This is a genomic window from Candidatus Polarisedimenticolia bacterium (assembly GCA_035764505.1).
GTDB lineage: Bacteria > Acidobacteriota > Polarisedimenticolia > Gp22-AA2 > AA152 > AA152.
In genome coordinates this window covers 33,412-57,946 of sequence record DASTZC010000130.1, presented here as the reverse complement: position 1 = coordinate 57,946, position 24,535 = coordinate 33,412, and the positions used below count along the sequence as shown (strand labels likewise).

Annotated in this window: 19 protein-coding genes; 14 read left to right on the top strand and 5 right to left on the bottom strand. The window is 66.1% G+C overall.

What is annotated here, in order from left to right; genetic code table 11:
- Together VFW45_09305 and VFW45_09300 are read right to left on the bottom strand one after the other, a co-directional pair.
- Positions 1-834, bottom strand: an 834-nt coding sequence (locus VFW45_09305) for a hypothetical protein (GenBank protein HEU5180978.1), incomplete at its 3' end; no start/stop codon positions are given.
- Between the two features lie 141 nt (positions 835-975).
- Entirely contained in the window at positions 976-1,683 is a 708-nt protein-coding gene (locus VFW45_09300) for a DUF72 domain-containing protein (protein ID HEU5180977.1), read from the bottom strand.
- Between the two features lie 74 nt (positions 1,684-1,757).
- Here VFW45_09300 and ligD point away from each other — a divergent pair, with 74 nt between their 5' ends.
- From ligD to VFW45_09280, 4 genes are all read left to right on the top strand, one after another.
- A complete protein-coding gene (gene ligD, locus VFW45_09295) occupies positions 1,758-4,514 on the top strand; it encodes a DNA ligase D (GenBank protein ID HEU5180976.1) in 2,757 nt (918 codons plus the stop codon).
- A gap of 16 nt (positions 4,515-4,530) precedes the next feature.
- Entirely contained in the window at positions 4,531-5,409 is an 879-nt protein-coding gene (locus tag VFW45_09290) for a Ku protein (GenBank protein ID HEU5180975.1), read from the top strand.
- A gap of 9 nt (positions 5,410-5,418) precedes the next feature.
- Positions 5,419-6,240 (top strand): tetratricopeptide repeat protein, encoded by an 822-nt coding sequence (locus tag VFW45_09285; protein ID HEU5180974.1) that lies wholly within the window; start codon positions 5,419-5,421, stop codon positions 6,238-6,240.
- 328 nt (positions 6,241-6,568) lie between these two features.
- Positions 6,569-6,766 carry a hypothetical protein gene (locus VFW45_09280; protein ID HEU5180973.1) on the top strand — a complete coding sequence of 66 codons (198 nt, stop codon included), beginning with the start codon at positions 6,569-6,571 and terminating at the stop codon, positions 6,764-6,766.
- 76 nt (positions 6,767-6,842) lie between these two features.
- On the opposite strand, the gene VFW45_09275 is transcribed toward VFW45_09280, so the two are convergent.
- Together VFW45_09275 and VFW45_09270 are read right to left on the bottom strand one after the other, a co-directional pair.
- Positions 6,843-7,295 (bottom strand): hypothetical protein, encoded by a 453-nt coding sequence (locus tag VFW45_09275; GenBank protein HEU5180972.1) that lies wholly within the window; start codon positions 7,293-7,295, stop codon positions 6,843-6,845.
- A gap of 314 nt (positions 7,296-7,609) precedes the next feature.
- Complete coding sequence (locus VFW45_09270) at positions 7,610-8,836, bottom strand: phospholipase D-like domain-containing protein (protein ID HEU5180971.1); 1,227 nt, start codon at positions 8,834-8,836, stop codon at positions 7,610-7,612.
- Between the two features lie 157 nt (positions 8,837-8,993).
- Here VFW45_09270 and VFW45_09265 point away from each other — a divergent pair, with 157 nt between their 5' ends.
- The 7 genes from VFW45_09265 (at position 8,994) to VFW45_09235 (ending at position 19,655) form a co-directional block, all read left to right on the top strand.
- Entirely contained in the window at positions 8,994-9,572 is a 579-nt protein-coding gene (locus VFW45_09265; GenBank protein ID HEU5180970.1) for a hypothetical protein, read from the top strand.
- Between the two features lie 48 nt (positions 9,573-9,620).
- Entirely contained in the window at positions 9,621-11,033 is a 1,413-nt protein-coding gene (locus VFW45_09260; GenBank protein HEU5180969.1) for a CotH kinase family protein, read from the top strand.
- A gap of 82 nt (positions 11,034-11,115) precedes the next feature.
- Positions 11,116-11,898 carry an SDR family oxidoreductase gene (locus VFW45_09255; GenBank protein HEU5180968.1) on the top strand — a complete coding sequence of 261 codons (783 nt, stop codon included), beginning with the start codon at positions 11,116-11,118 and terminating at the stop codon, positions 11,896-11,898.
- A gap of 198 nt (positions 11,899-12,096) precedes the next feature.
- A complete protein-coding gene (locus VFW45_09250; GenBank protein ID HEU5180967.1) occupies positions 12,097-12,789 on the top strand; it encodes a DNA starvation/stationary phase protection protein in 693 nt (230 codons plus the stop codon).
- The gene (locus tag VFW45_09245; protein HEU5180966.1) at positions 12,786-13,976 is read left to right on the top strand and encodes an FAD-dependent oxidoreductase; all 1,191 of its coding nucleotides are present in this window, start codon (positions 12,786-12,788) and stop codon (positions 13,974-13,976) included. Before VFW45_09250 ends, VFW45_09245 begins: the two co-directional genes overlap by 4 nt.
- A 258-nt stretch (positions 13,977-14,234) precedes the next feature.
- Complete coding sequence (locus VFW45_09240) at positions 14,235-18,041, top strand: MopE-related protein (protein ID HEU5180965.1); 3,807 nt, start codon at positions 14,235-14,237, stop codon at positions 18,039-18,041.
- Between the two features lie 462 nt (positions 18,042-18,503).
- Positions 18,504-19,655, top strand: a complete 1,152-nt coding sequence (locus VFW45_09235; GenBank protein HEU5180964.1) for an alkaline phosphatase family protein — start codon at positions 18,504-18,506, stop codon at positions 19,653-19,655.
- A gap of 58 nt (positions 19,656-19,713) precedes the next feature.
- Here the strand turns inward: VFW45_09235 and VFW45_09230 are convergent, their stop codons facing one another.
- The gene (locus tag VFW45_09230; GenBank protein ID HEU5180963.1) at positions 19,714-20,076 is read right to left on the bottom strand and encodes a DUF1428 domain-containing protein; all 363 of its coding nucleotides are present in this window, start codon (positions 20,074-20,076) and stop codon (positions 19,714-19,716) included.
- Between the two features lie 138 nt (positions 20,077-20,214).
- On the opposite strand from VFW45_09230, the gene VFW45_09225 reads away from it, so the two are divergent.
- From VFW45_09225 to VFW45_09215, 3 genes are read left to right on the top strand one after another with little or no spacing between them, the layout of a single operon-like run.
- Positions 20,215-20,772, top strand: a complete 558-nt coding sequence (locus VFW45_09225) for an RNA polymerase sigma factor (protein ID HEU5180962.1) — start codon at positions 20,215-20,217, stop codon at positions 20,770-20,772.
- Between the two features lie 46 nt (positions 20,773-20,818).
- Complete coding sequence (locus tag VFW45_09220; GenBank protein HEU5180961.1) at positions 20,819-21,661, top strand: zf-HC2 domain-containing protein; 843 nt, start codon at positions 20,819-20,821, stop codon at positions 21,659-21,661.
- Between the two features lie 3 nt (positions 21,662-21,664).
- The gene (locus tag VFW45_09215; GenBank protein ID HEU5180960.1) at positions 21,665-24,520 is read left to right on the top strand and encodes a CHAT domain-containing tetratricopeptide repeat protein; all 2,856 of its coding nucleotides are present in this window, start codon (positions 21,665-21,667) and stop codon (positions 24,518-24,520) included.
- The last annotated feature ends 15 nt before the right edge of the window (positions 24,521-24,535 follow it).

Below are 24,535 nucleotides of genomic sequence, written 5' to 3'. Positions count from 1 at the left end.
GTACTCATCCAAGCTTGTCCGAGCCATTTCCCGCCAGGAATCCCACGAAACTTTGGCGGTGCGGTATTCGGCCAGCCGCGCGTGATGGTCGTCCTCCTCCAGGAGGACACGGACGACGAAGGCATCCCGCTCCTCCTCGATGGGCCCTGCCACACCGATCCGCAGCGGGGTGCGGGAGCGCCATCGCCGATATTCATCTTCCGGGAGTCGCAGGGACCGGAGAGGTGTCGACGCACCGTCCTTCGCATCAGGGTCACGGGAAGATTCGGACGGCGGATCTCCGGATTCGACTCGAACCATCTCGACCAAGGTGCGGCGCTCATCCTTTTGAGAGACTGGCAGACGGCCGGAAACGAGCGCTTCGCGCAGCGCTTCCATCTTCAGGCGTGAGGGGCGATGAATGCGCTCGTCGCTTGAGAAGAAGCTACGGGCCAGACGATCCACCAGGAGGGGCCTAGCCAGGCACTCCTGAATCAGGAAGGGATCGTCATGAAGCGCCGCAAAGACTTCCCGAAGGCGGTCCGGCAAGCGGGTGCTGCGCGCCAATCTCTGCATCTCCGCCTGCAGCATCGGGGCGGTGACGGGCGCGTGCCACTGTTCCTGCAGGATCGCCGACTTCCACAGGGTGTCACGGACCTTGGCTTTCAGCGCCTCGGGAGGGACGGCTTGGTCGAAAGGAAGCCTGGCTTCCAGCTGATGGGAGTAATAGACACGCTCGATGGCCTGCTGGGCATCGACGCGCTCCTCGAAGGTCAAATCACGGGCTGTCGCGGGCAGCGCACCGGCAATCAGCGGCAGCAGAAGGCAGGTGGGAAACCTGAGGGAGTTTCCCAAGGTTCACCTCCTTCGCCCGATCGAGAGCAACGCCATCGAGCATCACAGCCGTCATCGTCTCTGGATGGGTCAGTCTGGCACCCTCGCTATGAACCGTCAAGGGGATTCGCCCAGGATTGCCTGCGAGGGGGACGTGCGGTGCTACCTCGCTTGGCTCTCGGCCCGCCAAAGCTGCGTGAGGTGGTCCGCGAACCGGGTGGCGAGCCCCTCGTCCTCGTGCTTGAAGTAAACGTAGGCGCGCTCCAGCTTCTCCGCGCCGAGGCGCTCGACCCAGCCGCGCAGGCCCTTTTCGTCGTAGTGAGTGCGGCGTAGCCGCAGGTAGGCGAACTCCGACGTGCGGACGAAAGGAGTGTCCCCCTCGTCGGTGTCGGCGACGCACAGGGCGGCGCCGTGCTCCTCCAGCGTCTTGTAGACCTCGTCGTCCTGCCAGGAATCGTGGCGGAACTCGAGCGCTGCCCGCCGCCCGCGGGGGAGCGCGCCGAGCAGGTCGCGCAGCCGCGCCACGTCCTTCTTCATATAAGGAGGCAGCTGGAACAGCAGCACCCCGAGCTTGTCTCCCAGGATCTCCGCCCGCTTCGTGAACTCCCCGACGGAAGGACCGGCCAGGTTCAGCTGCTTCATGTGGGTGATGCGCCGCGGCGCCTTCAGTGTGAAGGCGAAACTGTCGGGCACCTCGCCGGCCCAGCGCTCGAGCAGCGATTCGGGCGGCATGCGGTAGAAGGTGTTGTTGATCTCGACCGTCGGGAAGCGGCCGGCGTAATAGCGCAGCATCTGGTCTGCCGGCAGCTTTTCGGGATAGAAGTGGCCGACCCACTCCTTGTAGGAATAGCCGCTGGTTCCTGCTAGCATTTGCACGTTTTCCGGCTCCGCTCGGCACCCTCGCTCATCGCTCAAGAGGTGCAACACCGCCAGGTCAAGGAGGCATCCTGGCCGATCGACCGCCCAAGGACAAGAGCAAAAAGCCTGCCCCCGCGCCGACCGGTACTCCGCTGGGGGAGTACTCCGCCAAGCGGGTCTTCACGGCCACCCCCGAGCCGGGACCGGCCCTCACCGGAAAGGGAAGCGGCCCGCTCATGTTCGTGATCCAGCAGCATTCAGCCCGGGCGCTGCACTACGATCTGCGCCTCGAGTGCGACGGGGTCCTGAAATCATGGGCCGTCCCCAAGGGACCGTCGCTGGATCCTACCGAAAAACGCCTCGCCGTCCACGTCGAAGATCACCCTTATGACTACGCTTCCTTCGAAGGGGTCATTCCCCCGGGTCAATACGGGTCCGGAGAGGTGATTGTCTGGGATTGCGGCCTATATTCTCCCGACGAGGGGCAGAAGACCTGGTTCCACGACCGGCCGGAGGCGGAGAAGCAGGTGCGCGAAGGGATCGACCAGGGGAAGCTCAGCTTTCTGCTGCGCGGCGAGAAGGTGAAGGGATCGTTCGCCTTGGTGCGCACCAAGGAGGCGAAGAGCTGGCTGCTGATCAAGCACAAGGACCGCTTCGTCACCACGCGGGACGTCACCGCACAGAACCGCTCGGTCCTGTGCGGCGCGCCGGTGGAGGCGATGAAGGTCGTGCCGGCGCGGCGCATGCCGGCGGAGCGCCTCGTTCCCACGGGAGAGGTCGAGCCGATGCCGGCGAAGCTCGAGCCGATGCACGCCGAAATCGGCGAAGCGGCCTTCAATCGGCCCGACTGGATGTGGGAGCCGAAGCTGGACGGCTACCGCGTGCTCGCCTTCATCGACGGTAAGAAAGTCAGCCTGCGCTCCCGGCGCGGCCTGGAGCTGGTCCCCTGCTTCCCGGGCCTGGTGGAAGAGCTGGGCTCTCAGGCAGTGTCCGGGATGATCCTGGACGGCGAAATCGTGGCCTTCGACGCTGACGGCAGGCCTTCCTTCAACGCGCTGCAGAACCGGGTCCAGGTGAAATCGCCGCGCGACCTGGCGGCGGCCGAGCAGAGCGTGCCGGTGGTCTATTTCTGTTTCGACCTGCTGCATTTCGCCGGCATCGGACTGACCTCGCGCCCCTACCACGAGCGGCGGCGCTACCTGTCGCAATGCCTGCTCCCCACGCCGCGCGTGCAGCTGGTGCATGCCTCGGAGGACGGCGTGGCGCTGAGCGAGGCGGCGCAAGCCGCCGGCTTCGAGGGAGTAGTCGGCAAGCGCATCTCCAGCCGCTACCAGCCCGGCAAGCGCTCCGACCAGTGGCTCAAGGTCAAGCCGACCCAGAGCGTCGATTTCGTCATCGGCGGCTACACCCGGGGGAAGGGCTCGCGCGAGAGCCTGGGGGCGATCCTGGTCGGGACCTGGGAAAAAGGGAAGCTGCGATTCGCCTCGCATGTGGGCTCGGGCTTCGACGAGCGCTCGCTGGCGCAGATGAAAGAGAGGCTCGAGCCGCTGCGCCAGGACGACTGCCCGTTTGCCGAAGAGCCGGAGCTGACCAATCCGACAATCTGGGTGAAGCCCGAGCTGGTGGCCGAGGTGAAGTTCCACAGCTGGACCGAAGACGGCCACCTGCGCGCCCCGGTCTTCCTGAGGCTGCGCGACGATCTGTCGGCGCGCGACCTGCGCAAGGCCCGGCCGGCGCGCGCGACGGTGCCACCCGCCGCATCGGCCGCGCCTTCGGATGAAATCGGGGAGGTGGTGGCGCAGCTCGATGCCTCCCGCAAGGACTTTCCCCTGGCGGTGGGGCCGCATCGCATCCGGCTCACCAACCTGGACCGGGTCTACTGGCCGGCCAACGAGGCGCTGCACCAGCCCGCTCTGACCAAGCGCGACCTGCTGCGCTACCTGGCTCGGGTGTCGCCTTGCATCCTGCCGCACCTCAAGGACCGTCCCCTCACCATGATCCGCATGCCCGAGGGGATCCATGGTCAGCGCTTCTTCCAGAAGCACTGGGAGCAGGAACGGCCCCCCTTCGTCGAGACGATCACCGTCTTCTCGTCCCACAAAGAGGAGCAGCACGCCTACCTGCTGTGCAACAACTTCCCGACGCTGCTCTGGCTGGCGCAGTCGGGGACCCTGGAGTACCACGTCTGGCACTCGCGCGCCTGCCTGGGAGAAGACGCCGTCGTGCAGGGGACCGATTATGCCTCGTCGCTCGAGGCGCTGGAGGGATCGATCCTGGATTGCCCCGATTACCTGGTCTTCGATCTCGACCCCTACATCTATTCGGGCAAAGAGGCGCCGGGAGACGAGCCGGAGCTGAATAACGTCGCCTTCGAGAAGGGGAAGGAGGTCGCCTTCCACCTGCGCGAGCTGCTGCAGGGAATGTCGCTGGAGCCGGTGGTGAAGACCTCGGGCAAGACCGGGCTGCACGTCTTCGTGCCGATTCGCCGCTCCATCGGCTTCGACAAGGCCCGCGAGCTGTGCGAGATCGTCGGTCGGCACCTGATGCGGCGGCATCCGAAGGACATCACGATGGAATGGAGCGTGCCCCGGCGGACCGGCAAGATTTTCTTCGACTATAATATGAACGCCCGCGGCAAGACGCTGAACGTGGCCTACTCGCCGCGCGGCGCACCCGGAGCTCCCGTCTCCATGCCGCTGACCTGGGAGGAGCTGGCTATCGCGCACCCTCTCGATTTCCGGATCACCAACGTCGCCGAGCGCCTCGCCGCCAACGGGGACCGATGGAGCGACGTCCTGAACCGCAAACAGGATCTCGAGCGCCTGCTCAACCGCGCCACCTGAACAACCGGAGGGAAGCATGGCACCACGGTCAATCGCGTCCTTAACCGTATCCTTCGGGCTCGTGTCGATCCCGGTGAAGCTCTACTCCGCCACCGAGTCCAGCCACGCGATCTCCTTCAACCTGCTGCACAAGGGGTGTGGGTCGCGGCTCAAGCAGCAGTACTTCTGCGCCAAGGAGGAGGTGCCGGTCTCGCGGGACGAGATGGTCAAGGGGTACGAGTTCGCCAAGGACCAGTACGTCATGTTCACGCCGGAGGAGCTCAAGGCGATGGAGGAGGCGGGGACGCACAGCGCCGACATCACCGAGTTCGTGCCGATCGAATCGATCGATCCGGTCTACTTCGACAAGGCCTACTACCTCGCCCCCGACAAAGGAGGCGCCAAGCCCTACGCGCTGCTCACCCAGGCGCTGCGCGAGTCGAACCGCTGCGCCATCGGGCGCTGGGCGGCGCGCGGCAAGCAGTACATCATCATGATCCGCCCGGTCGAGGACGGATTGGTCATGCAGCAGCTCCTCTACGCCGGTGAGGTGCGATCCATCCGGGAGATCGAGATCCCGAAGACCGACGTCAAGGACGCGGAGCTCAAGCTCGCCAAGCTGCTGATCGAGCAGCAGGCCTCCGACAAGTTCGATCCCGCCCCCTACGTCGACGAGGTGCGCTCCCGCATCGAGACGGCGGTGCAGCAGAAAGTGGAGGGGCAGGAGATCACCATGGCCGAGGTCCCCGAGGGCGGCGGCCAGGTCATCGATCTGATGGAAGCGCTGCGCGCCAGCCTGGAGCGCAAGGCCCCCACCAAGGCGCAGGAGCCGGCCGAGGCAGCCGAAGGGCGCAAGCCCCCGAGACGCGCCCGGGAGGCGGCGGGAGCTGCCACGAAAAAGAGCGCCAAAAAATAGGGCGACGCCGTGAACGGCTACAGCGTCCGCGAAGTCGAGAAGCTGGTCCACATGCCGCGCAGCGCCATCCGGGCGCTGGTCGAGGCGGGGTTCGTCTCCCCGGCGCGCGGACCGCGCAACGCCTGGAGATTCTCCTTCCAGGACCTGATCGTGCTGCGGACCGCGCAGGCTCTCGCGGCGGCCAAGGTGCCGCGCAAGCGGATCACCCGCTCGGTCCGGGAGCTCCGCCGCCACCTTCCCGAATCGATGCCGCTCTCGGGCCTCAGCATCGCGGCCCTATCCGACAGCGTCGTGGTGAAGGAGGGCTCGCGCAGCTGGCAGGCCGAGTCGGGACAATACCTGCTGGCCTTCGAAGGCAATCCCGCCGACGGCTCGCTGAGCATTCTGGAGCGGCCCGACGTCCCGGCCGCCGCCGGCGCCGAGGACTGGTACGAGCACGGCGCCGCCCTCGAGTCCCAGGATCGGGAGCGCGCCCGCGAGGCTTACGAGCAGGCGATAGCGGCCGACCCGGGCCACGTCGAGGCACGCATCAACCTCGGGTGCCTGCTCCATGAGATGGGGCGGCTCGAGCAGGCCGAGAGCGTCTACCGCGCGGCGCTGCGCGCCGGCGGGAGCGACCCGGTGCTCCTGTACAACCTGGGGGTCCTGCTGGATGACCTGGGCCGCAAGCGCGAGGCGCTGGAATCGTACGAAGCGGCGCTGCGCACCGACCCCGGGTTTGCCGACTGTCACTACAACCTGGCCCTGCTGTGCGAAGGGCTCGGAAAGCCCAAAGACGCCATCCGTCACATGGCCGAATACCGCAAGCTCACCGCGACGAACCGCCCGTAAGGGCCGGCCCGGTACCGTAAGCAATCTTCGCTCGCGACCCGAATCCTGCAGGAAAGCCACGCCGCTGCCCGGAGGCTCAGGCGGTAGGTGACATGGATGGTGGCGCGTATCGAGTTTTGCCCCGGCCCGGGAAGCGCCAGCAGCGACAATATAGGAAGCTTGCCCCGCCTTGCGATCCTCCACAAATGGTGGGAGACGGAAGGTTTCACCCCTGCGTGCAGTGTCCAATCGTGACTCGGCACGGTCTCGAGGGCGGGAGCGCCGTCTTTCTGCGGGCGATACTGGACTTGGGTGACTTGCGGCACTAAGTTGAGGGCCGGAGGTGCAAATGACCACGAAGACCGGCAGGACGAAGCGAACGACCCGCACGACGACTGGGACGCGCACGACCGGAACGACGAAGTCGATCAGGAAGATGCAGACCCGGATGAAGAAGGTGCGCCGGCAGGCGACGGCCGCGAAGCGCAAGCACGCAAAGCTGGTGGCTGCCTATCGCAAGCTGCAGAGAAAGGTCCGCGCCGCATAGCTCGGTTCGTCAAGCAACACAAAGGCCGGCCTCGGGGGGGATTCCGAGGGCGGCCTTCGTATTTATTGCTCTAGTTTCAATGACTCCAGACCGTCGCCTTGCGTGCCCACTCGCTGCGGGGATACCGGCGCTTCAGGGCCTTGGCCGCCATCGCCAGATACTTGGCGTCGTTGCTCTTCTTGTAGGCGGCCACCCCCTCCCAGTAGCAGGCCTCCGGCCCGGCTCCCGCTTTGGGGAAGCTCTCCGCCACGGTATGCAGCGTCTCTTCCGCCTTGGCGTACTCCTCCTTCTGGAACTGCAGCTTTCCCACACCCAGGTTGAGCTGCGCGAGGAAGTCCTCGGCCGGCAGGAACCCCTCGATCCGGTGGCGCTCCACGCCGTCGGAATCGAGGACCAGCTGGGTAGGAGTCCAGTGTGCGTTGAAGCGGTCGAAGACAGGCTTCTGCTCTTTGATGTGCACTTTGATGGGCACGAACTGCGTGGAAACTGCATCGACGACGCGGGAATCGGGGTAGACCTCGGCTTCCAGCCGAGCGCACCCTCCTCACATCGGGGCGGCGCTGAAGTCGAGCAGCACAGGCTTTCCCGAGCGCTTCGCTTCCTGCAGCCCTTCCTCCACATCTTTCAGCCATTGAATCTCAGCCATGGCACTCTCCTTTGATACGTCCCAACGGCCTGCTGTGAGACGATGACACGCAGCACATAAGGCTCTGCAGCAAGTCTAGCCAATGGGAACCGACCGGACGAGTCGAAAACCACGAACCCGGTCATTCGGCCGACTTCTTGGGTCTCTGCCTTTACCATGAATTACGTAGGGGAAGCGTATCGGACGTCAGGCGCGGCTCAGTACAGCGGCTCGAACCAGCTGGAGAAGGTCTCGAAGAAGCGCGCGGTGAAGCCGCGATGCTTCCAGGCGTCGAAGGTGATCTCGTGGCAGACCTTCAGGTCGCGCTGGAACATCGCCTCGACCGAGGCGGCGAAGCGGCGGTCGTAGAGCGAAACGCCATCTTCTGCGTTCTTGGACATGGAGCGGGCATCCAGGTTGATCGATCCGATGGTCGAGAAGAGGCTGTCCACGACCAGGGTCTTGGAATGGATCATCGTCGGCTGATACTCGAAGATGCGAACTCCCCCCTGCAGCAGCTCGCCGTAATCGTGCCGCGAGGCCATCCGGACCGGGGGAACGTCGGTGTTGGGCCCGGGGACCATCACCTTGACCTCGACGCCGCGCCGTGCCGCCGCGATGAGCGCAGCGCGGATCTGGTCGTCGGGAAGGAAATAGGAGTTCTGGATGTGGATGCTCTTGCGGGAGGACTCGATCGCCATGAAGTAGAGCATCTTCGGGAGCGACGAGGCATCGCCTTTGGAAGCCTTCATGGCGTGGGCCGTCATGGCGCCGGCTGGCTCGAGCTTCGGATAGAAGCGCTCCCCGGCCAGGATCTCACCGGTGGTGTAGGTCCAGTCTTCCCCGAAGATCGCCTGCATCTGGGAAACTACCGGGCCGGTGATGCGGGCGGTGCTGTCGTGCCATTCCGCCTTGTTCCGGGCTTTTCCCATCCAGCGCCGGTCGATGCAGAAGCCGCCCGCATAGCCGATCCTCCCGTCGACCACCAGCAGCTTGCGGTGGGTGCGGCGCCCGTAATAAGCGTGGCTCCGCGCCGGCCGGTAGTCCTTGCAGATGACACCTGCCGCGAGCAGCTCGTCGCGCAGCTTGCCCAGCTTGCTTCCCTGGGCGTCGGGCATCAGCCGGACCTGCACCCCGCGCCGGCTCGCCGCCATCAGCGCATCGGCGAACAGCCTGCCGGCCTCATCGTCCATGTAGATGTAAGTCTCCAGATTGACGGTGGAGCGCGCCTCGGCGATGTCCCGCAGCATGGCCGGGAAGACGCCGTCGCCGTTCTCCAGGAGCTGCGCGTCGTTTCCCTGCACCATGGTGCCGCCGAAGTTGTCCAGGGATCGCAGGAACGCCGCGTCTTCGACTGCCATGGGGGCACTCAGCGCGTAGGTGCTGCGCTGTTCGGGATGGAGTGTCGAGCAGCCGCCGAGAAACAGGGCCGCGACGAGGCACATGAGGGCCGCGAGCCGGCAAGTCATCCCGGAAAGCTAAGCACACAAGGTGCCGAAAGTCACACTGGGAGCCACAAAAAGGCACGCACGGCGGTGGTCGCCGCATCTCTCCGGTGCTAGGGTGCTCCAGGAAGAACCCAACATTTTCGGGAGGTGTTCGATGAAGAAGGCAGTACTTCTCGCGCTTCTGTTGCTCCCGGCGCTCGGCCTGGTGGCCTGGGGCGGCGACGACAATAGCCAGGGCGACAACGACAATCACCGGCTTCCGGCGATCCTCGCCTTCGACACGATGTACGGTGTGGAAGGGCCGCTGCTCGGTTCGGCCAACGCGATCCGCGGCGTCGTCGGTGACGAGGCGCCGTGGGAAATCGCGCATTTCATCCGGGGCAGGCTCGACACCAGCGGCCGGCTCAAGATCGCGGTCAGGGGCCTGGTTTTCGCAGACGATCCGCTGTCGCCTCCGGATTTCATCGGCAAGAACGACGAGCCGACCTTCCGGGCGGTGGTGAGCTGCCTGACCGAGAGCCCACAGGAAACCATCGTGGTCGCCAACGTCACGACCGATCCCTTTCCGGCCAGCCTTCAGGGAGACTCCTTCATCCAGCAGAAGCTCGATCTGCCGAACCCATGCATCGCCCCCATCATCTTCGTGATCGCCGGATCCGAGGACAAGTGGTTCGCGGTGACCGGGTTCGAGGCGGAAGAAGGGGGAGAGGAATCGGCGCACCATCATCGCTGATTTTGGGACAAGCAAACGGTGCAGCGTTCCGGCAGGCCCCGGGAGAGCATGCGCCGGGCAACTTTGGCGGCCTTCATGGCCGCGGGGTGTCTGGCTGCGCTGATTTCCTTACCGCAAACGGCAGGCGCCGGCCATCGCGAAAAGAGCGAGGCCGGCGTCCCGCCCTCCGGCCGGATCGAGTTCACCAGCTCCACCCTGCCTCTCATCGTCATCGACACCGAAGGCCGTGCCATCCATGACAAGTCGCGCATCGACGCGCGCATGAAGGTGATCGGCGAGACGGGGCACGAGCGCAACGATCTGAAGACGAGCCCCCCCACCTACACGGGCCACATCGGCATCGAAATCCGCGGCCAGAGCAGCCAGGACTGTCCCAAGAAGCAATACGCATTCGAGACCCGCATCGGCCCCAACGGCTCGTCGCGCGAGGTTCCGCTCCTGGGGATGCCGGCCGCCGCGGAATGGATCCTGCAGGGTCCCTGCTTCGACCGCAGCCTCCTGCGCAACCTCCTCGCCTATCAGCTGAGCAACAAGATGGGGCGCTACGCCGTGCGTGCGCGGCTGGTAGAGGCCTTCATCCGCGAGCGCGGGACCGAGAATCCCGCGGACCACTATCGCGGGGTCTACGTGCTGATGGAGAGGATCGCGCGCGGCCCCGAGCGGGTGAACGTCGCGGCGGCGAGCGACCGCGACCCGAGCGGCGGCTACATCCTGAAGATCGACAAGGGAGAGGGTCCCCATGTCATCACCGCGCACGGAACGAAGATCCTCTTCGTGGATCCGGAGAAGCCCAGCCCGGCACAGAAGCGCTACGTGCGCGACTATTTCGACGAGTTCGAGTCGGCCCTGGAAGAAGGCGGCTCCGACCCTGAAAAAGGCTACCCCCACAGCATCGACGTCGACTCCTTCATCGATTACTTCCTCCTGAACGAGCTCATGAAGAATGTCGACGCCTTCCGGATCAGCACCTACATGCACAAGGAGCGGGGCGGCAAGCTGGAGATGGGGCCGGTGTGGGATTTCGACCGCTCTTCGGGGAACATCGACTCGATGGGCGGGAACCGCCCCGATGGCTGGTACTTCACGGAGAAGATCTCGGGGTTCACCGTCCCCTTCTGGTGGAGGCGGCTGGTCCAGGAAGAGGCCTTCCGGAAGCGCCTGTCGCAGCGCTGGAAGACGCTGCGCCAGGACACCCTGAGCGATGCTTCCATCACCGGCATCATCGATGCCGACCTCTCCCGGCTGAAGGACGCGGCGGAGAGGAATTTCGCGGTCTGGCCCTTCCTGGGCTCGACGCAGCCGCCCTTCAACCGCGACCCGAAGCCGAGCGCCGATTACGCCGGAGAAATCCGGGAGCTGAAAGACTTCCTCAAGGCGCGCGCCGCCTGGATGGACGATCACGTCGACACCCTGGGCGCGGCGGGCGCCTCGCCTGCCAACCGGGCGCAATTTCATCCATAAAGAGCACTGCTGAATGCAGGCGCCGACGGCCGGCATCCTATATGCTAGGCCCCGGTTCCGGCGGATCCAGTCGGGAGGAGAAATGAGCGAGGACAAGCGGACCGCCGCGATCAGCGGCGCGGCCCAGGGGATCGGTCGGAAGACGGCCGAGCTGTTGGCCAGCCGCGGCTATCGCGTGGCCCTCAACGACCTGCGCATGCCCGAGGAGACGCTCGGCGCGATCCGCGCCGGGGGCGGCGAGGCAATGGCCCACGTCGGGGACGTGACCGACGAAGCGTTGGCCGAGAAGTTCGCGCGGGCCGTCCTCGACACCTGGGGAAGGGCCGACGTGCTGGTCAACAATGCCGGGATCAGCCTGATCGCTGCGGCCGAAGCCACCTCGGCAATGGACTACCGCCGCGTGCTGGAGGTGAACCTGGTCGCGCCTTTCCTGCTGGCGAGGGCCTTCGGCTCGAAGATGCTCGCCGCTGGGAAGGGCTGCATCGTCAACGTCGCCTCGGTGGCCGGCTTGCTCGGCATCGCCGATCGGGCAGCTTACAACGCGTCGAAGCATGGCCTGATCGGGCTGACGCGGACCCTGGCGGCGGAATGGGGAGATCGCGGGGTGCGCGTGAATGCGGTCTGTCCCGGCTGGGTGAAGACCGAGATGGACGCCGCCGATCAGGTGGGCGGACAGTACAACGACGCCGACATCATCGGCAGGGTGCCGATGGGCCGGTTCGCGGCTCCCGACGATGTCGCCCGGGCGATCGCCTTCCTGGCGGACGACGGGGAGAGCGGCTTCGTCAACGGCTGCACCTTGACGGTGGACGGCGGCTGGACCGCCGACGGCGGCTGGCAGTCGCTGCGCGGCCGCCACCGGTAGAGTTCCCCTCCGGCCTTCCCGCATCGTTCCGGAACTCCCGCACGCCGGCCCCGCGGCGAAACTCTAAGCACCCCTTTCTCGCCTCCGACCCTTCGCCGATGTAGCATCCCGAGAAAGCCCAAGGCGCCCAAAAGCGCAGCCGGCGGACGCCGCCGGACCAATCAGAACGTACACCACCATCGACGGAGGATTCCTTCAATGCGCGCCGACAGAAAAGGCAGCATCATCGGGAGCAAGGGACGGGTCCGCGAGGAAGATCTGGGAAAGCGCCACAGCGCGGTCACCAAGATCGACCGGGCGCGGCCGATCGATCATCAGAAGGCGCGCGAGTTCCAGGCCTTCGGCCAGATGACCCACAGGCCGATCGCCCTGTCTGAGAATGTCGCCCGCGAGAGCGTGGAGAACCTCAACCAGGTCCTTGCCGATACGATGACGCTGCGCGATCTGTACAAGAAGCACCACTGGCAGGCCGCCGGTCCCACCTTCAACCAGGTCCATCTGCTGTTCGATCAGCACTACGAGGAGCAGTCGCTGCTGGTCGACATGATCGCGGAGCGCATCCAGATGCTCGGCGGCGTGACCCTGGCCATGGCGGCCGACGTGGCGGAGACCACCCTGATCCCGCGGCCCCCGAAAGGGCGCGAGGAGCTGCCGGTGCAGGTCTCCCGGCTGCTGCACGCGCACGAGATCATCCTCCAGGAGGCGCGCGCCATGGCCCGCCGGGCGGACGACAGAGGGGACGACGGGACGAACGATCTGCTGATCTCGAACGTCATCCGCGACAACGAGAAGCAGGTCTGGTTCCTGTCGGAGCATGTCGTCGATCTCCCGATGGTCAAGGCCGGGGCGGAAGGCGCCGATGAGCCACGGGGGCGCGAGGGAAGCCGATGAACCGGTCCGCCTACCTGATCGTCGGCGGAGGGATGACCGGCGACGCGGCCGTGGGCGGCATTCGCGAGGTGGATCGCGACGGCCCGATCGCGGTGATCGGCTCGGAGCCTCATCCGCCCTACGATCGACCGCCGCTCTCCAAGGGGCTCTGGAAGGACAAGCAGGAGGAGGCCATCTGGCGCAAGAGCGACGCGTCCGGGGTGAGGTGGCACCGCGGCAGGACCGTCCGCCGGCTGGATCCTCGGAACCATCGCGTCACGGACGATCAGGGGCAGGAGCACGCCTACGACAAGCTTCTGCTGGCCACCGGGGCCACACCGCGCCGGCTCGATTTCGGCGGCGAGCAGGTCGTCTACTTCCGAACGCTGGACGATTACCGGCGCCTCCGCACGATGGCCGCACATAAGCGGCGCTTCGCCGTCATCGGCGGAGGTTTCATCGGCTCCGAGATCGCGGCGGCGCTGGCCATGAACGGCCGCGAGGTGACCCTCATCTTTCCTGACCAAGGGATCGGCGGGCGCATCTTTCCTCCGGCGCTTGCGGAGTTCCTCAACGGCTACTATCGCGACAAGGGGGTCGAGGTGCTCCCTGGCAGCTCCGTCGTCGGCATGGAGAACCGCGGCGCGTCGGCGCTGCTCCGGGTGCGCACCCCCGAGGGAAACGAGCGGCAGGTCGAGACCGACGGCGTGGTGGCCGGGATCGGCATCAGCCCCAACGTGGAGCTGGCCCACGGTGCGGGGCTCGAGACGCAGAACGGCATCCGTGTCGATGCATCGCTGCGTGCCGGCCATCCCGACATCTTCGCGGCGGGGGACGTCGCCACGGTGCGCAACCCGATTTTGGAGCGCTGGGTGCGGGTGGAGCATGAGGACAATGCGAACACCATGGGACGCATGGCGGGCCGGGCCATGGCAGGCGAAGCGCTGTCCTTCGACCATCTCTCGTTCTTCTATTCGGATCTCTTCGATCTGGGATACGAGGCGGTCGGCGAGCTCGACGCACGCGCCGAGCTGGTGGCTGACTGGAAGGATCCGTATCGCGAAGGGGTGGTCTACTACCTGCAGGACGGCCGCGTCCGAGGCGTGCTCCTGTGGAACGTGTGGGAACAGGTCGACAAAGCCCGCCAGCTGATCGCCGAGCCGGGGCCGTTCCAGCCGGAGGATCTCAAAGGCCGCCTAGGGTCCTGAGTACGCCCAGGCGAAATCTCCACGACAAAGAATTTGCGTTAGGCGGGCCGAATCGGCGTATAGTACCCCCAAGTTTTCTTCCGCAATCACAGCTAACGGTCGCCTGTCTCCAAGGTCGGGGGAGGCATGGGAAGATCGACGTTTCGGCCGCGGACCTCCGGCGTCCGCCCGGCCGTCAGGCTCGCGTGCGCTGCCGGACTCTTTCTCGCCCTGGGTGTCCCCGGGCGCATCCAGGGGAATCCATCCCGCCAATCTTCCTTGAGCTTCGATCAGCGCGTCGCAGCGCGCCGCCGAATCGAAGAAGTCCTCTGGCGCCACCGAATCTGGCCCGTGGGCAACCAGGGTCCCAAGCCCCCGCTCGAAGCGGTGCTGGATGATCGGGTATTGAGGGAAACCGTCCGCGACGCCCTGCGCAAATCAACTGCCCTCGAATTCCTCTTCAATCGTCCCATTACTTCCAGACAGCTCCAGGCTGAGCTCGACCGCATGGTCCGGCAGAGCGAAGACTCGCAGACGCTGGCCGAGATGCTCGCGGCGCTCGACAACGACCCGTTGCTGGCCGCCGAGGTCCTGGCGCGGCCGCTCCTGGCCGACCGGTTCCTGCGCGCCGCCTACTCGGATGACGAGCGGTTCCACGGAGAGACACGCCGGCGTGCCCGTTCGGTGCTCACCAGCCATCCCGATTCTCAAACGCTTCGCCGTCTCGCCGATCGATACGAGGAGAGAACTCTCATTCTGGAATTGTCCCCCGCCGCATCGACACGGGGTCTCGGTTCGGGTACCCGGGTTCTCGACCCGCCCGACTGGAACGAGGCGGTTCGTCGGCTCGCCGTCCGATTGCCGCCGGAAAGCGTGAGCCCTGATGCATCCCGGAGCGATTGCGGGATCGACGCGATCCTGGCCGCGCTGCCCCCCGGCCGTGCCGGCCGCCTCGAGGAGAACGAGGACGGCCTCTCTGTCGTCATCCTGCTGGAGAAGCTTCCAGGGCTCGTCCGGTTCGGAGTCGCCTCCTGGCCGAAAGTGCCCTTCGACACCTGGTGGACTGAGGCACAGCCCGGCATGTCGGATGCACTGCAGGTCGACGCCGGACCTTACGTCGTGCCCGATTCGGCTCCTTCACCCTCCTGCACCAATGATTCGTGGGTGGCCACGGGTGGGACGCCGCCTTCGCCGCGGCGCTATTTCACCATGATCTGGACCGGAGCCGAGATGATCGCCTGGGGTGGCGACAATTTCGGCGGCGTCAACACCGGCGGTCGATACGACCCTGCGACCGCCTCCTGGTCCCCGACCACGACGGTGGGAGCACCCAACCCCCGTTCCGATCACACCGCCGTCTGGACCGGCACCCACATGATCATATGGGGAGGAACCGAAACTCCTGCCGGGACGACGGGAAGCCGCTACAACCCGGCGAGCGGCACCTGGAGCCCGATCAGCACCCTCAACCAGGCAACCGGTCGCGGCGGTCACACGGCCGTCTGGACCGGCTCCCGGATGCTCGTCTGGGGAGGCGTCGGGGCGATAGGGATCCCGGTGGCGACGGGAGGGCGATACGACCCGTCCGCCGACACCTGGTCCGCCATGAACCCGGCGCCTCTCGCCGGCCGCTGGCTGCATTCCTCGGTATGGACTGGCACGGAGATGATCGTCACAGGGGGCCGCGACGCACCGGGTCCGGCCCTGCCGTTCTACGACGGCGGTATCTACAACCCGGCAACGGATTCATGGGCGCTGTTGTACCTGCCGATCGAGGCGCGTCGCAGCCACACGGCCGTCTGGGACGGCAGCTCGATGATCGTGTGGGGCGGTGACAACAACCACGGAATCGCCTACGGCAACGGGGCCCGCTGGTTTCCGGCCAGCGGCAGCTGGACGCTGGTCTCGACGGCGGGGCAGCCAACGCGCACCAACCACACCGCGGTCTGGACCGGCGACGAGATGATCGTGTGGAGCGGCTGGCCGGGAGTCCCGAACGCGACCAACAACACGGGAGCGCGGTATCGCCCCGATATCGACGCCTGGGTCGGCACGGCCACCAGCGGCGCGCCATTCGCCCGCACGGATCACCAAGCGGTCTGGGCGGGCACCCGGATGATTGTCTGGGGGGGACAGACCGGCGGGGGAGGGATCCTCGACACGGGGGGCGTCTACTGCGCCTGCCGAAGCTGGAGCCTGGACGGAGACGGGGATGGACACGGCAATTTGAGCGGGACCCCGACGACGACCTGCGACGGGACGCGTCCCACCGGGCTCTATGCGCAGGGGGACTGCAACGACGCCAATCCTGCCATCCATCCCGGCGCCTACGACGGCGACTGCAACAACGTCGACGAAGACTGCGATCTGGTTGCGGATGACGATTACGTCGCGCCCGTCCATTCCTGTGGAGTCGGGGTCTGCGCCCGGACCGGCCCCATCGTCTGTGTCAGCGGGCAGCTCCAGGACCAGTGCGCGCCGGGTCCGCAGGAGGAGTCTCTCGACATCACCTGCGACGCGCGCGACGGCGACTGCGATGGTCCGGTCGATGAGGATTACCTCCCGGTCCCGGACAGTTGGACCGCCACACCCGCTTCGCCGGAGGCCGTATCGGGGCTTGGCGCCGTCTGGAGCGGATCGGAGCTGCTCGTCTGGAGCGGCAGCCAGAATGGCAACCTGCTGGATTTCGGACAGCGTTATTCTCCCGCGACCAATTCGTGGGAGGTCTTCTACGATCCGCTTGGACTGGAGCCGCGGCAGGGACATACGGTGGTATGGACCGGCGACTCGATGATGATCTGGGGCGGTGAAGACGGGTTCCAGTATTTCGCGGACGGCGACGAGTTTCATCCCGCGTCGGAAGCGTGGAACATGGTGGACGACTTCTCGGCGCCCCAGCCGCGCAGCGGCCATACGGCAGTCTGGACGGGGAACACAATGATCGTCTGGGGCGGCAGGAACGATGAAAGTTTCCTGCGCGACGGCGGCGTCTATGAGCCTTCGTCGCCCTTCTGGTCAGCCACCGGCCTGACGGGGGCTCCGACGGCGCGCACCGGCCACACGGCGGTCTGGACCGGAAACCGCATGGTCGTCTGGGGAGGTTTGGGGGGCACGCCGGTCTCGCCCTTGCCTCTGGCGACCGGATCGCGCTACAACCCCGCGACCGGCAGCTGGTCCGCGACTTCGACCACCGGAGCGCCCTCGGCCCGCTCGGGCCACACCGCCGTCTGGACCGGCACGCAGATGATCATCTGGGGGGGAACAGGATCCTCAGGGCTGCTGGCCACTGGAGCGCGCTACGATCCGACCGCCAATACCTGGAGCGCGCTTCCGACCATCGGCGCGCCTGCCGCGCGCTCGGGACACACGGCCGTCTGGACCGGGAGCCAGATGATCGTATGGGGAGGCGTGGGCGCCTCCGGCCGACTCGCCGATGGCAAGATCTACGACCTGTCAGCCAACGCCTGGTTCGATCTGAGCGGCATCGCGGCGCCGGCGGCGCGCGGCAGCGCTTCGGCGGTCTGGACGGGAAGCGACATGATCGTGTGGGGAGGAGAAAATGGTGCCGCTCTTGCCAGCGGCGGCCGCTACCGCCTGCAGACGATTTGCGGGCTCGGCCCTTGCCAGGCCGTCGGCCAGTCGACTTGTTCCGGAGGAGTGCTGGGCTTCGCCTGCATCCCCGGTCCCTCGTCGCCCGAGGTCTGCGACGGGGTCGACAACGACTGCGACGATATCGTGGACGATAATGTTCCGGTTCCGGGCGGCGGATTGTCGATGGGCGCGAGCTGGGATCCGTCCGTTGGATTCGGGCTCTCCTGGACGCCGATCCCGAACGCCACCTCGTACGACATGGTCGTTGGCTCCGTTGCGACGCTGCACGCCACCGGCGGCGACTTCAGCATCTCCACCTCCGGCTGTGTCCTGAACGATTACGCCTCCACCTCGGTGAGCTTCGGACTCATCGGCGACGGCTACTGGTTCCTCATCCGGGGCGTCAACGCCTGCTCGGGGAACGGGACCTATGACGGCCCCGGCGCCTCTCAGGTCGGCGCCCGCGACCCCGAAATCGTCCCCGATTGTCCCTGAGGCCGCTGGCACGACGACATGAGTTCATCTTCCCATCCGAAACTTTCATGAGTGATTCCGACGATCGGCCCGGCGGACCGGGAAACTACCGGCCGTTCCCGGCAAGGCTCTCCTTCATCCAGCGCAAGAGAAGAGGAAACGGGTCGTTCTGGTGTCGGACCTGCCCGGGCACGGCACCGTGGCCTGATCGATCTGCCAAACGTTCCCTGGGCGGTGTGAGTTGATCCGCGTCGATTTCCAATTCTTTTTCCAGAGCTTTTCCATGCCGCCCCCTGGGCCGCGGTCCGGGTGCAGTGTAATCTCGGAATGGTTCGTTTCGAAGCGTCCCGGGGCCCGCGCGCCAGCGCGCTGATACACCTCTTTGCCCATGGGGTTCCAATGGTAATCAAAGACTCGCCGACCGTCGCGAGAGCGGCTCGGCTTACCGTTGCCGTTCTATTGTTATTCCTTGCCGGCGGGCTCTTGGCGGTAGGCGAAGCGCAGGCCGCGTCCAAGCGCTCCCCCAAGTCGCGCATCAAGAAGATTGTCGTGGTCATGATGGAGAACCGCAGCTTTGACCACCTGCTGGGATGGCACCCGACCGCCGATGGGATGCAGGAGGGGCTCTCCTACCCCGACGATGGCGGCAATCTCCAACCGACTCACCATCTTGAGGACTTCCAGGGTTGCGGGCACCCCGATCCGGACCACAGCTACGCGGGCGGGCGGGAGAACGTCGCCGAAGGGGCCATGAACGGCTTTCTGAAGACGGATGAGAATGACGATTACGCGATCGGCTATTACCTCGAGAACGACAAGCCCTTCCTCTCGGCCCTGGCGCGCAACTTCACCACGCTCGATCGGTTCTTTTCCTCGATCCTGGGCCCGACCTATCCGAACCGAATCTTTCTTCACGCCGCCCAGACCGACCGGTTGGAGAACACCCCGGAGCGGAGCACGCTGCCCACCATCTGGGATCGGCTGGCCGAGAAGGGTGTGTCGGCGGGCTACTACTACACCGACTTCTCCTTCCTGATCTTCTGGGGGGACAAGTACGCCTCCATCAGCCGTCCCTACGAGCGGTTCCTGACCGACGCCGCGGCCGGCAAGCTGCCTCAGGTCTCTTTCGTGGACCCGCGGTTCCTGGGCTATGAGCTGGGGATTGGCGGGAGTGACCATCCGAAGGGGGACATCCGGGAGGGGGACGCCTTTTTGTCCCGCACGTTCCACGCCCTTGCCGAGGGTCCCGACTGGCCGAACACCATCTTCATCGTCACCTATGACGAGTGGGGAGGCTTCTTCGACCACGTGAAGCCGCCGCGCGCCGCGGCGCCCAACGACGTGGATCAGGACGTGGTGAACGGCAAGGCCCTTCTGGGGCTGCGCGTCCCCACGATCATCGCCTCGCCGTTCACCAAAGGGGATCCGAGCAACCCGCGGGTGGTCTCCGCGGTCTTCGACCACACCTCGATTCTGAAGCTGATCGAATGGCGCTGGGGACTCACCCCTTTGACGGCGCGGGACGCCTCGAGCGACGTGGGCAACCTGCTCGACGCGCTGGATGGCGAGCACTACGATACGACGGTGCCGGAGCTTCCGAAACCCGATTCCCCGCCGCTGCACCTGTGCAACTGATGTCTTGAGCCGACCGCCCGGCGGCGCGGCGCCGCCGGGCCGTCCCGGCGTCAGCGGCTCACATCGAGACGATCGATTTGAACCCGCCCCAGAACATCCGCTTGGAGTCGAAGGGCATCGCCTTGGGGTCCATCATGTCGTTCAGGCGGGGGTCCTTCATGACTTTCGCATTGATGCGGTCGCGGGCGGCGCGCGACTTGTAGACGATGTAGGCGAACACCACCGTCTCGCTGGGCTTGAGCTTCACGCTGCGCGGGAAGGAGGTCCACTTGCCACGCTTCACGTCGTCCGCGACTCCTTCGAGGTATTCCAGCGCGCCGTGGTCGCGCCACACCTTGCCAGCCTTCTGCGCCATGCGGCGGTAAGCCGCCAGCTTCTTCTTCGGAACCGGGACCACATACCCATCGACGTATCGAGCCATGGGAGTCCTCCATCTTGGTTGGATTCGACGGGGGCATTGTATGCGGTGCGAAGCGGGCTGGCCACCGGGGACCCGGCACGTGAGGTTGGCGGGCGGAGGGAGGCTTCGGGTACGATAACCCGAACCCTTGGAAAGCTCATGGCCTATCTCGACAAGAGCCTCGAAGCTCGTCTCCTGCTTGGTGACGTCGAAGCGCTGGACGTCGTGAGCCGGTGGATTGCGCACGTCCTGACGCTGCCCCGCTTCTGGCGGCTGAATCAGGAGTGGAGGGATCTCCACCAGGAGGCGATGGCCTGCCTGATCGAGAGCCTGCGAGAGGGCCGCTTCGACGCTTTGCGCGACCTGCGGGTCTACGTGAAAGGGATTGCGCACCATGTCGCGCTGCAGAGGCTGCGGGAGATCCGCGGAGAGAGGGGACGCGCAGTGCAGGGGGATGAATTGAATCCTGGTGCCGACTCCGAAGGCCTGGTGATGACGCAGCAGCTGGTGCGCCGCGTGCTGGACCTGGCGTCGGAGGAGTGCCGGGAGCTCATCGCTTCTTATTTTCTGGAACAGCAGAGCTACGAGGAGATTGCCGGCGGGCTGGAAGTGCCCGTCGGAACGATCAAGTCGCGTCTGTTCCGCTGCCTGGAGAGCGCTTACTGGGCCGCCGCGGGAACGCGCGTCGCCAGACGCCAACTGGTCAAGAAAGCGTGAACAGAATGCCGGCTCGGCACAAGAATAAGGTCAGGGGGAAGCGCCGATGACTCACGAGGAGGCGCAGGAGCTGATTCCCGCGTTCGCTGCCTCGAAGCTGCAGGGGTCCACCCTCGACGGGCTGCGGGCCCATCTGAGCGCCTGTGGAGAGTGCGCCGAGCTGGCCTCGGGCATCGCCGGGATCGTGGGGACCCTTCAAGAAGGGGGCCTGGCGCTGTTGGATGCTCATCCGAGCGAAAAGGAGCTGCGGGCCTATTTCGAGGGAGCCTCAACTCTCGCGGAGAGCGGGCAGATCGAGAAGCATCTGCGCACCTGCGCTTCCTGCAGCCTGGAAGTGTCGACCAAGACCCGCGGCGACGTCGTGCTTCGCGACCGACGGCCTGGGAGCCGGACAACTGCTTCTGCCTGGCAGCTCGGCGCCGCGGCGGCCGCCATCCTGGGGGCGGGGATCCTCATCGGCGTCATGGTCAAAGCCGGAGTATCCCGGCCCTCCGGAACCGATGTTGTACCCGCCGGCCCGACTTCCTGGAGCGGCCCGGTGGATCTGCATGTCCTGCCGCCGCCGCAGCGAGGCGAGACGATCCCGCGTTTCATTCTCAAGAAGGGCCAGCCCGGCACGATCCTGCACCTGCCGCGGGTCATCCCGCGCGGAGGTAGCCCTTCGGATCGGTTCCGTCTCCTGCTGCGCAGCGGAGATGGAGCCGTCAAGTTCGACCAAGTTTATCCGCGGCCGGAAATTGAGCGGGCGTTCGACGCCTGGGGCGTGATGCCGCTCTTCATGCCGGCATCGAGCCTCCCCTCGGGCCGGTACGAATTGACGGTACAGCGGGACGATCCGTCGGCCGAGAAGATCGCATCCATTCCCTTCGAGGTAACCCGCGAGGAATAGTGCATGGACACCACGAGGCAGCGCTGCGCCGCCAAGACAATTCTGGGCGTTCTGACGCTGCTGATCGGAGCGTGTCGCGCCCAGCCCCCTTCCGTGAAACCCACTCTTTCCCTCATCGAAGAGAAGGTCAAGAGACAAGAGGATTTTCAGGGGGCCGCCCGCATGGCGCGGGACGTCCTGCGCCGCCTGGATGCATCGGGCCAGGGGGACAGCCTCGACGCCGCCGACGCCATCGACCTCCTGCGGCGCGCATCGTGGGGGGTCAACCAGTGCGGTGATCCCGATGCCTTGAGCCTCTGCCGTCGGGCCATGGCAATCCGAGAAAAGCACCAGCGCGTCGACGACATGGGCTACGTATGGAGTCTCAGCAACTATGCCAATTGCCTGGGTCCAGGCGGCAATGACTTCCGCGCTGCCAAGCCCTACTACGAGCGTGCCGTCGCAATCGCTGAGAAGGTGCTCGAGCCCATGGATCCCAGTCTGGGGCGAAGGCTGAGCAATCTCGCCGCGGTCGATAGCGAGCTGGGGGAGTACGGCGCGGCGCGGCCGTTGTTCGAAAGAGCCCTGACGATACTCGAGAAGAACCTGGGTCCGAAGCATCACGACGTTGGAGTCGCGCACTTCAATCTCGGGGCGCTCGTCGAGCTTCTGGGCGATTACGAAGCAGCGCGCTCGCACTACGAGTGGATCCTTGCCAATCAGGTAAACGACCCGGCGAGCACGGATACCGGCGGCGTACTGACCCGCCTCGGAATCGTGCTGAACGAGACCGGAGATCCGCGCGGCGCGGAGGAGCTCTACCGCCGGGCCTTACGCATCTATGAGACGAACGGGGGGCCGGAAGACAAGAACGTCGCCTGGATCCTCGGCAACCTCGGACGGCTGAAGCTGGAAAGCGGCGATCGGGAAGGGGCCTACCGTCTGCTCGAGAGAGCGGCCGCGATCGGACGCAAGGAGCACGCAATCGGCAGTGCAGAGGCGGTCCCCGGCATGCTCTTTTTTGCGGACGTCCTGACCGATCGGGGTGAAACGCAGCGGGCGGCGGCGATCTTCGAGGAGGCGCTGTCGATCCAATCAACGGCTTTCGGGCCGGAGGGGTGGCACCTCGCTCCAGGAATGGTGGGCTATGCCCGGCTGTATTACAAGACGGGGCGCTCCGCGGCGGCGCTCGACTACGCCCTTCGAGGCGAGTCGTTCGCCCGGCGGCAGTTTCAGGAGACGGCCCGCGGCCTCTCCGAGCGGGAGGCCCTGCGCTACGACCGCGTCCGCGAATCGGGCATGGACGTGGCGCTCTCGGTTCTCGCGATGTCTTCCTCCGACCGTCCGGTCGACGCCGTGGAAAGGGTGTGGGATGCCCTGGTGCGCTCGCGCGCCCTGGTCCTGGACGAAATGGTTGGGCGGCGCCGCAACCTCCTGGTGACCGGTGTGCCGGGGATCGAGGCCCTGTTCGCTGATCTTGACGCCGCGCGCAATCGCCTGGCGAAGCTTGCCGCCACCGCTGGGGAGCCGGCCGACCCCGCGGCACACCACAAGAAGGTCGAAGAGGCGAGGCAGGATGAAGAGCGCATGGAAAGGGCCGTCGGCGAGAAGAGCGCCGAGTTCAGGCAGCGCATCGCGGCGCGAAGATTCGGTCTGTCCGAGGTGGTCGCCTCAATGCCCAGGGACAGTGCGCTCGTGTCCTATGTCCTGTACGGTCGTCCCGCGGCCACCGGCGGCCGGAGATCGCCCCGCAGCTCGTACGGCGCCTTCGTAACGGTGGCCGGCCAGGCGAAGCCTTCGTTCGTACGGATCGGAGAGGCAGGGACGGTCGACTCCCTGGTCGAGCGATGGAGGCGAATCGTCTCCTCGCCTCCCCCGCCGGCAGCGATGGCAGAAACGCAGGACAGGGACCGCGAGATGGGAAACCGGCTGCGCCAGCTCCTGTGGGACCGGCTGCCCGGCCCCGTGCGCGAGGCGCGCAGCGTATTCCTCGTTCCCGACGGCAGTATCCACCTGGTCAATCTTGCGGCGCTGCCCGATGGACACGGCGGGCGGCTCCTCGAGTCGGGGCCGAGCGTGCACTACCTCTCCGCCGAGCGGGACCTCTCCCGGCCTGTCAGGAGCCGCCCGCCCGGGGGGAGTTTCCTCGTCATGGGCGCTCCCGATTTCGGCGACGCCGTTCCCAGTTCGGCATGCGATCAGGCGAAGGTCCACTTCCCGGTTCTCCGCGGGGGCGGGACACACTTCAGTCCTTTGCCCGCGAGCAAGGACGAGGCGAAGCAGGTCGCCGACCTCCTGGCAAGCCGCTTTCGAGCCGACCATAAAGCTCACGAGGACAACCTCCTGGTGGGCCGCGAGGCAACGGAGGAGGCTTTCAAGAGGCTCGCCGCAGGACAACGGGTGATTCACCTGGCGACCCACGCTTTCCTGACGGGTGAGAGCGGGGCCAATCCTCTTGAGGACTCGGGGCTGGCCTTCGCGGGCGCCAACGCCAGGCGCTGCGATCCCGGGGAGGCCGAGGACGGCCTCCTGATGGCCGACGAGATCACCTCGCAGGATCTGTCGGCGGCCGAGTGGGTGGTGCTGTCGGCCTGCGACACGGGAGTCGGACCCATCCAGGCAGGGGAGGGGGTGCAGGGGCTGCGGCGCGCCTTCGAGCTGGCCGGCGCCGGGACGCTCGTCATGAGCCTCTGGTCGATGGAGGATCAGGCGACGCGGGATTGGATGAAAGATCTCTACGAAGCGCGCCTGAATGGCGCCTCCTGGCCCGAGGCGGTCCACCAGGCAAGCCTCTCGCTCATGGCCGAAAGGCGCCGGGCTGGATTGAGCACCGATCCTTTTTATTGGGGAGCGTTCGTCGCGGCCGGCGACTGGAGGTAGCGCCTTTTCGACAGC

What these genes read in the sequence shown, in the direction of transcription:
- VFW45_09300 (HEU5180977.1), bottom strand. Translation starts at nt 1,683, where the DNA reads ATGCTAGCAGGAACCAGCGGCTATTCCTACAAGGAGTGGGTCGGCCAC.
- VFW45_09290 (HEU5180975.1), top strand. Translation starts at nt 4,531, where the DNA reads ATGGCACCACGGTCAATCGCGTCCTTAACCGTATCCTTCGGGCTCGTG.
- VFW45_09280 (HEU5180973.1), top strand. Translation starts at nt 6,569, where the DNA reads ATGACCACGAAGACCGGCAGGACGAAGCGAACGACCCGCACGACGACT.
- VFW45_09270 (HEU5180971.1), bottom strand. Translation starts at nt 8,836, where the DNA reads ATGTGCCTCGTCGCGGCCCTGTTTCTCGGCGGCTGCTCGACACTCCAT.
- VFW45_09265 (HEU5180970.1), top strand. Translation starts at nt 8,994, where the DNA reads ATGAAGAAGGCAGTACTTCTCGCGCTTCTGTTGCTCCCGGCGCTCGGC.
- VFW45_09260 (HEU5180969.1), top strand. Translation starts at nt 9,621, where the DNA reads ATGCGCCGGGCAACTTTGGCGGCCTTCATGGCCGCGGGGTGTCTGGCT.
- VFW45_09255 (HEU5180968.1), top strand. Translation starts at nt 11,116, where the DNA reads ATGAGCGAGGACAAGCGGACCGCCGCGATCAGCGGCGCGGCCCAGGGG.
- VFW45_09250 (HEU5180967.1), top strand. Translation starts at nt 12,097, where the DNA reads ATGCGCGCCGACAGAAAAGGCAGCATCATCGGGAGCAAGGGACGGGTC.
- VFW45_09245 (HEU5180966.1), top strand. Translation starts at nt 12,786, where the DNA reads ATGAACCGGTCCGCCTACCTGATCGTCGGCGGAGGGATGACCGGCGAC.
- VFW45_09230 (HEU5180963.1), bottom strand. Translation starts at nt 20,076, where the DNA reads ATGGCTCGATACGTCGATGGGTATGTGGTCCCGGTTCCGAAGAAGAAG.
- VFW45_09225 (HEU5180962.1), top strand. Translation starts at nt 20,215, where the DNA reads ATGGCCTATCTCGACAAGAGCCTCGAAGCTCGTCTCCTGCTTGGTGAC.
- VFW45_09220 (HEU5180961.1), top strand. Translation starts at nt 20,819, where the DNA reads ATGACTCACGAGGAGGCGCAGGAGCTGATTCCCGCGTTCGCTGCCTCG.
- VFW45_09215 (HEU5180960.1), top strand. Translation starts at nt 21,665, where the DNA reads ATGGACACCACGAGGCAGCGCTGCGCCGCCAAGACAATTCTGGGCGTT.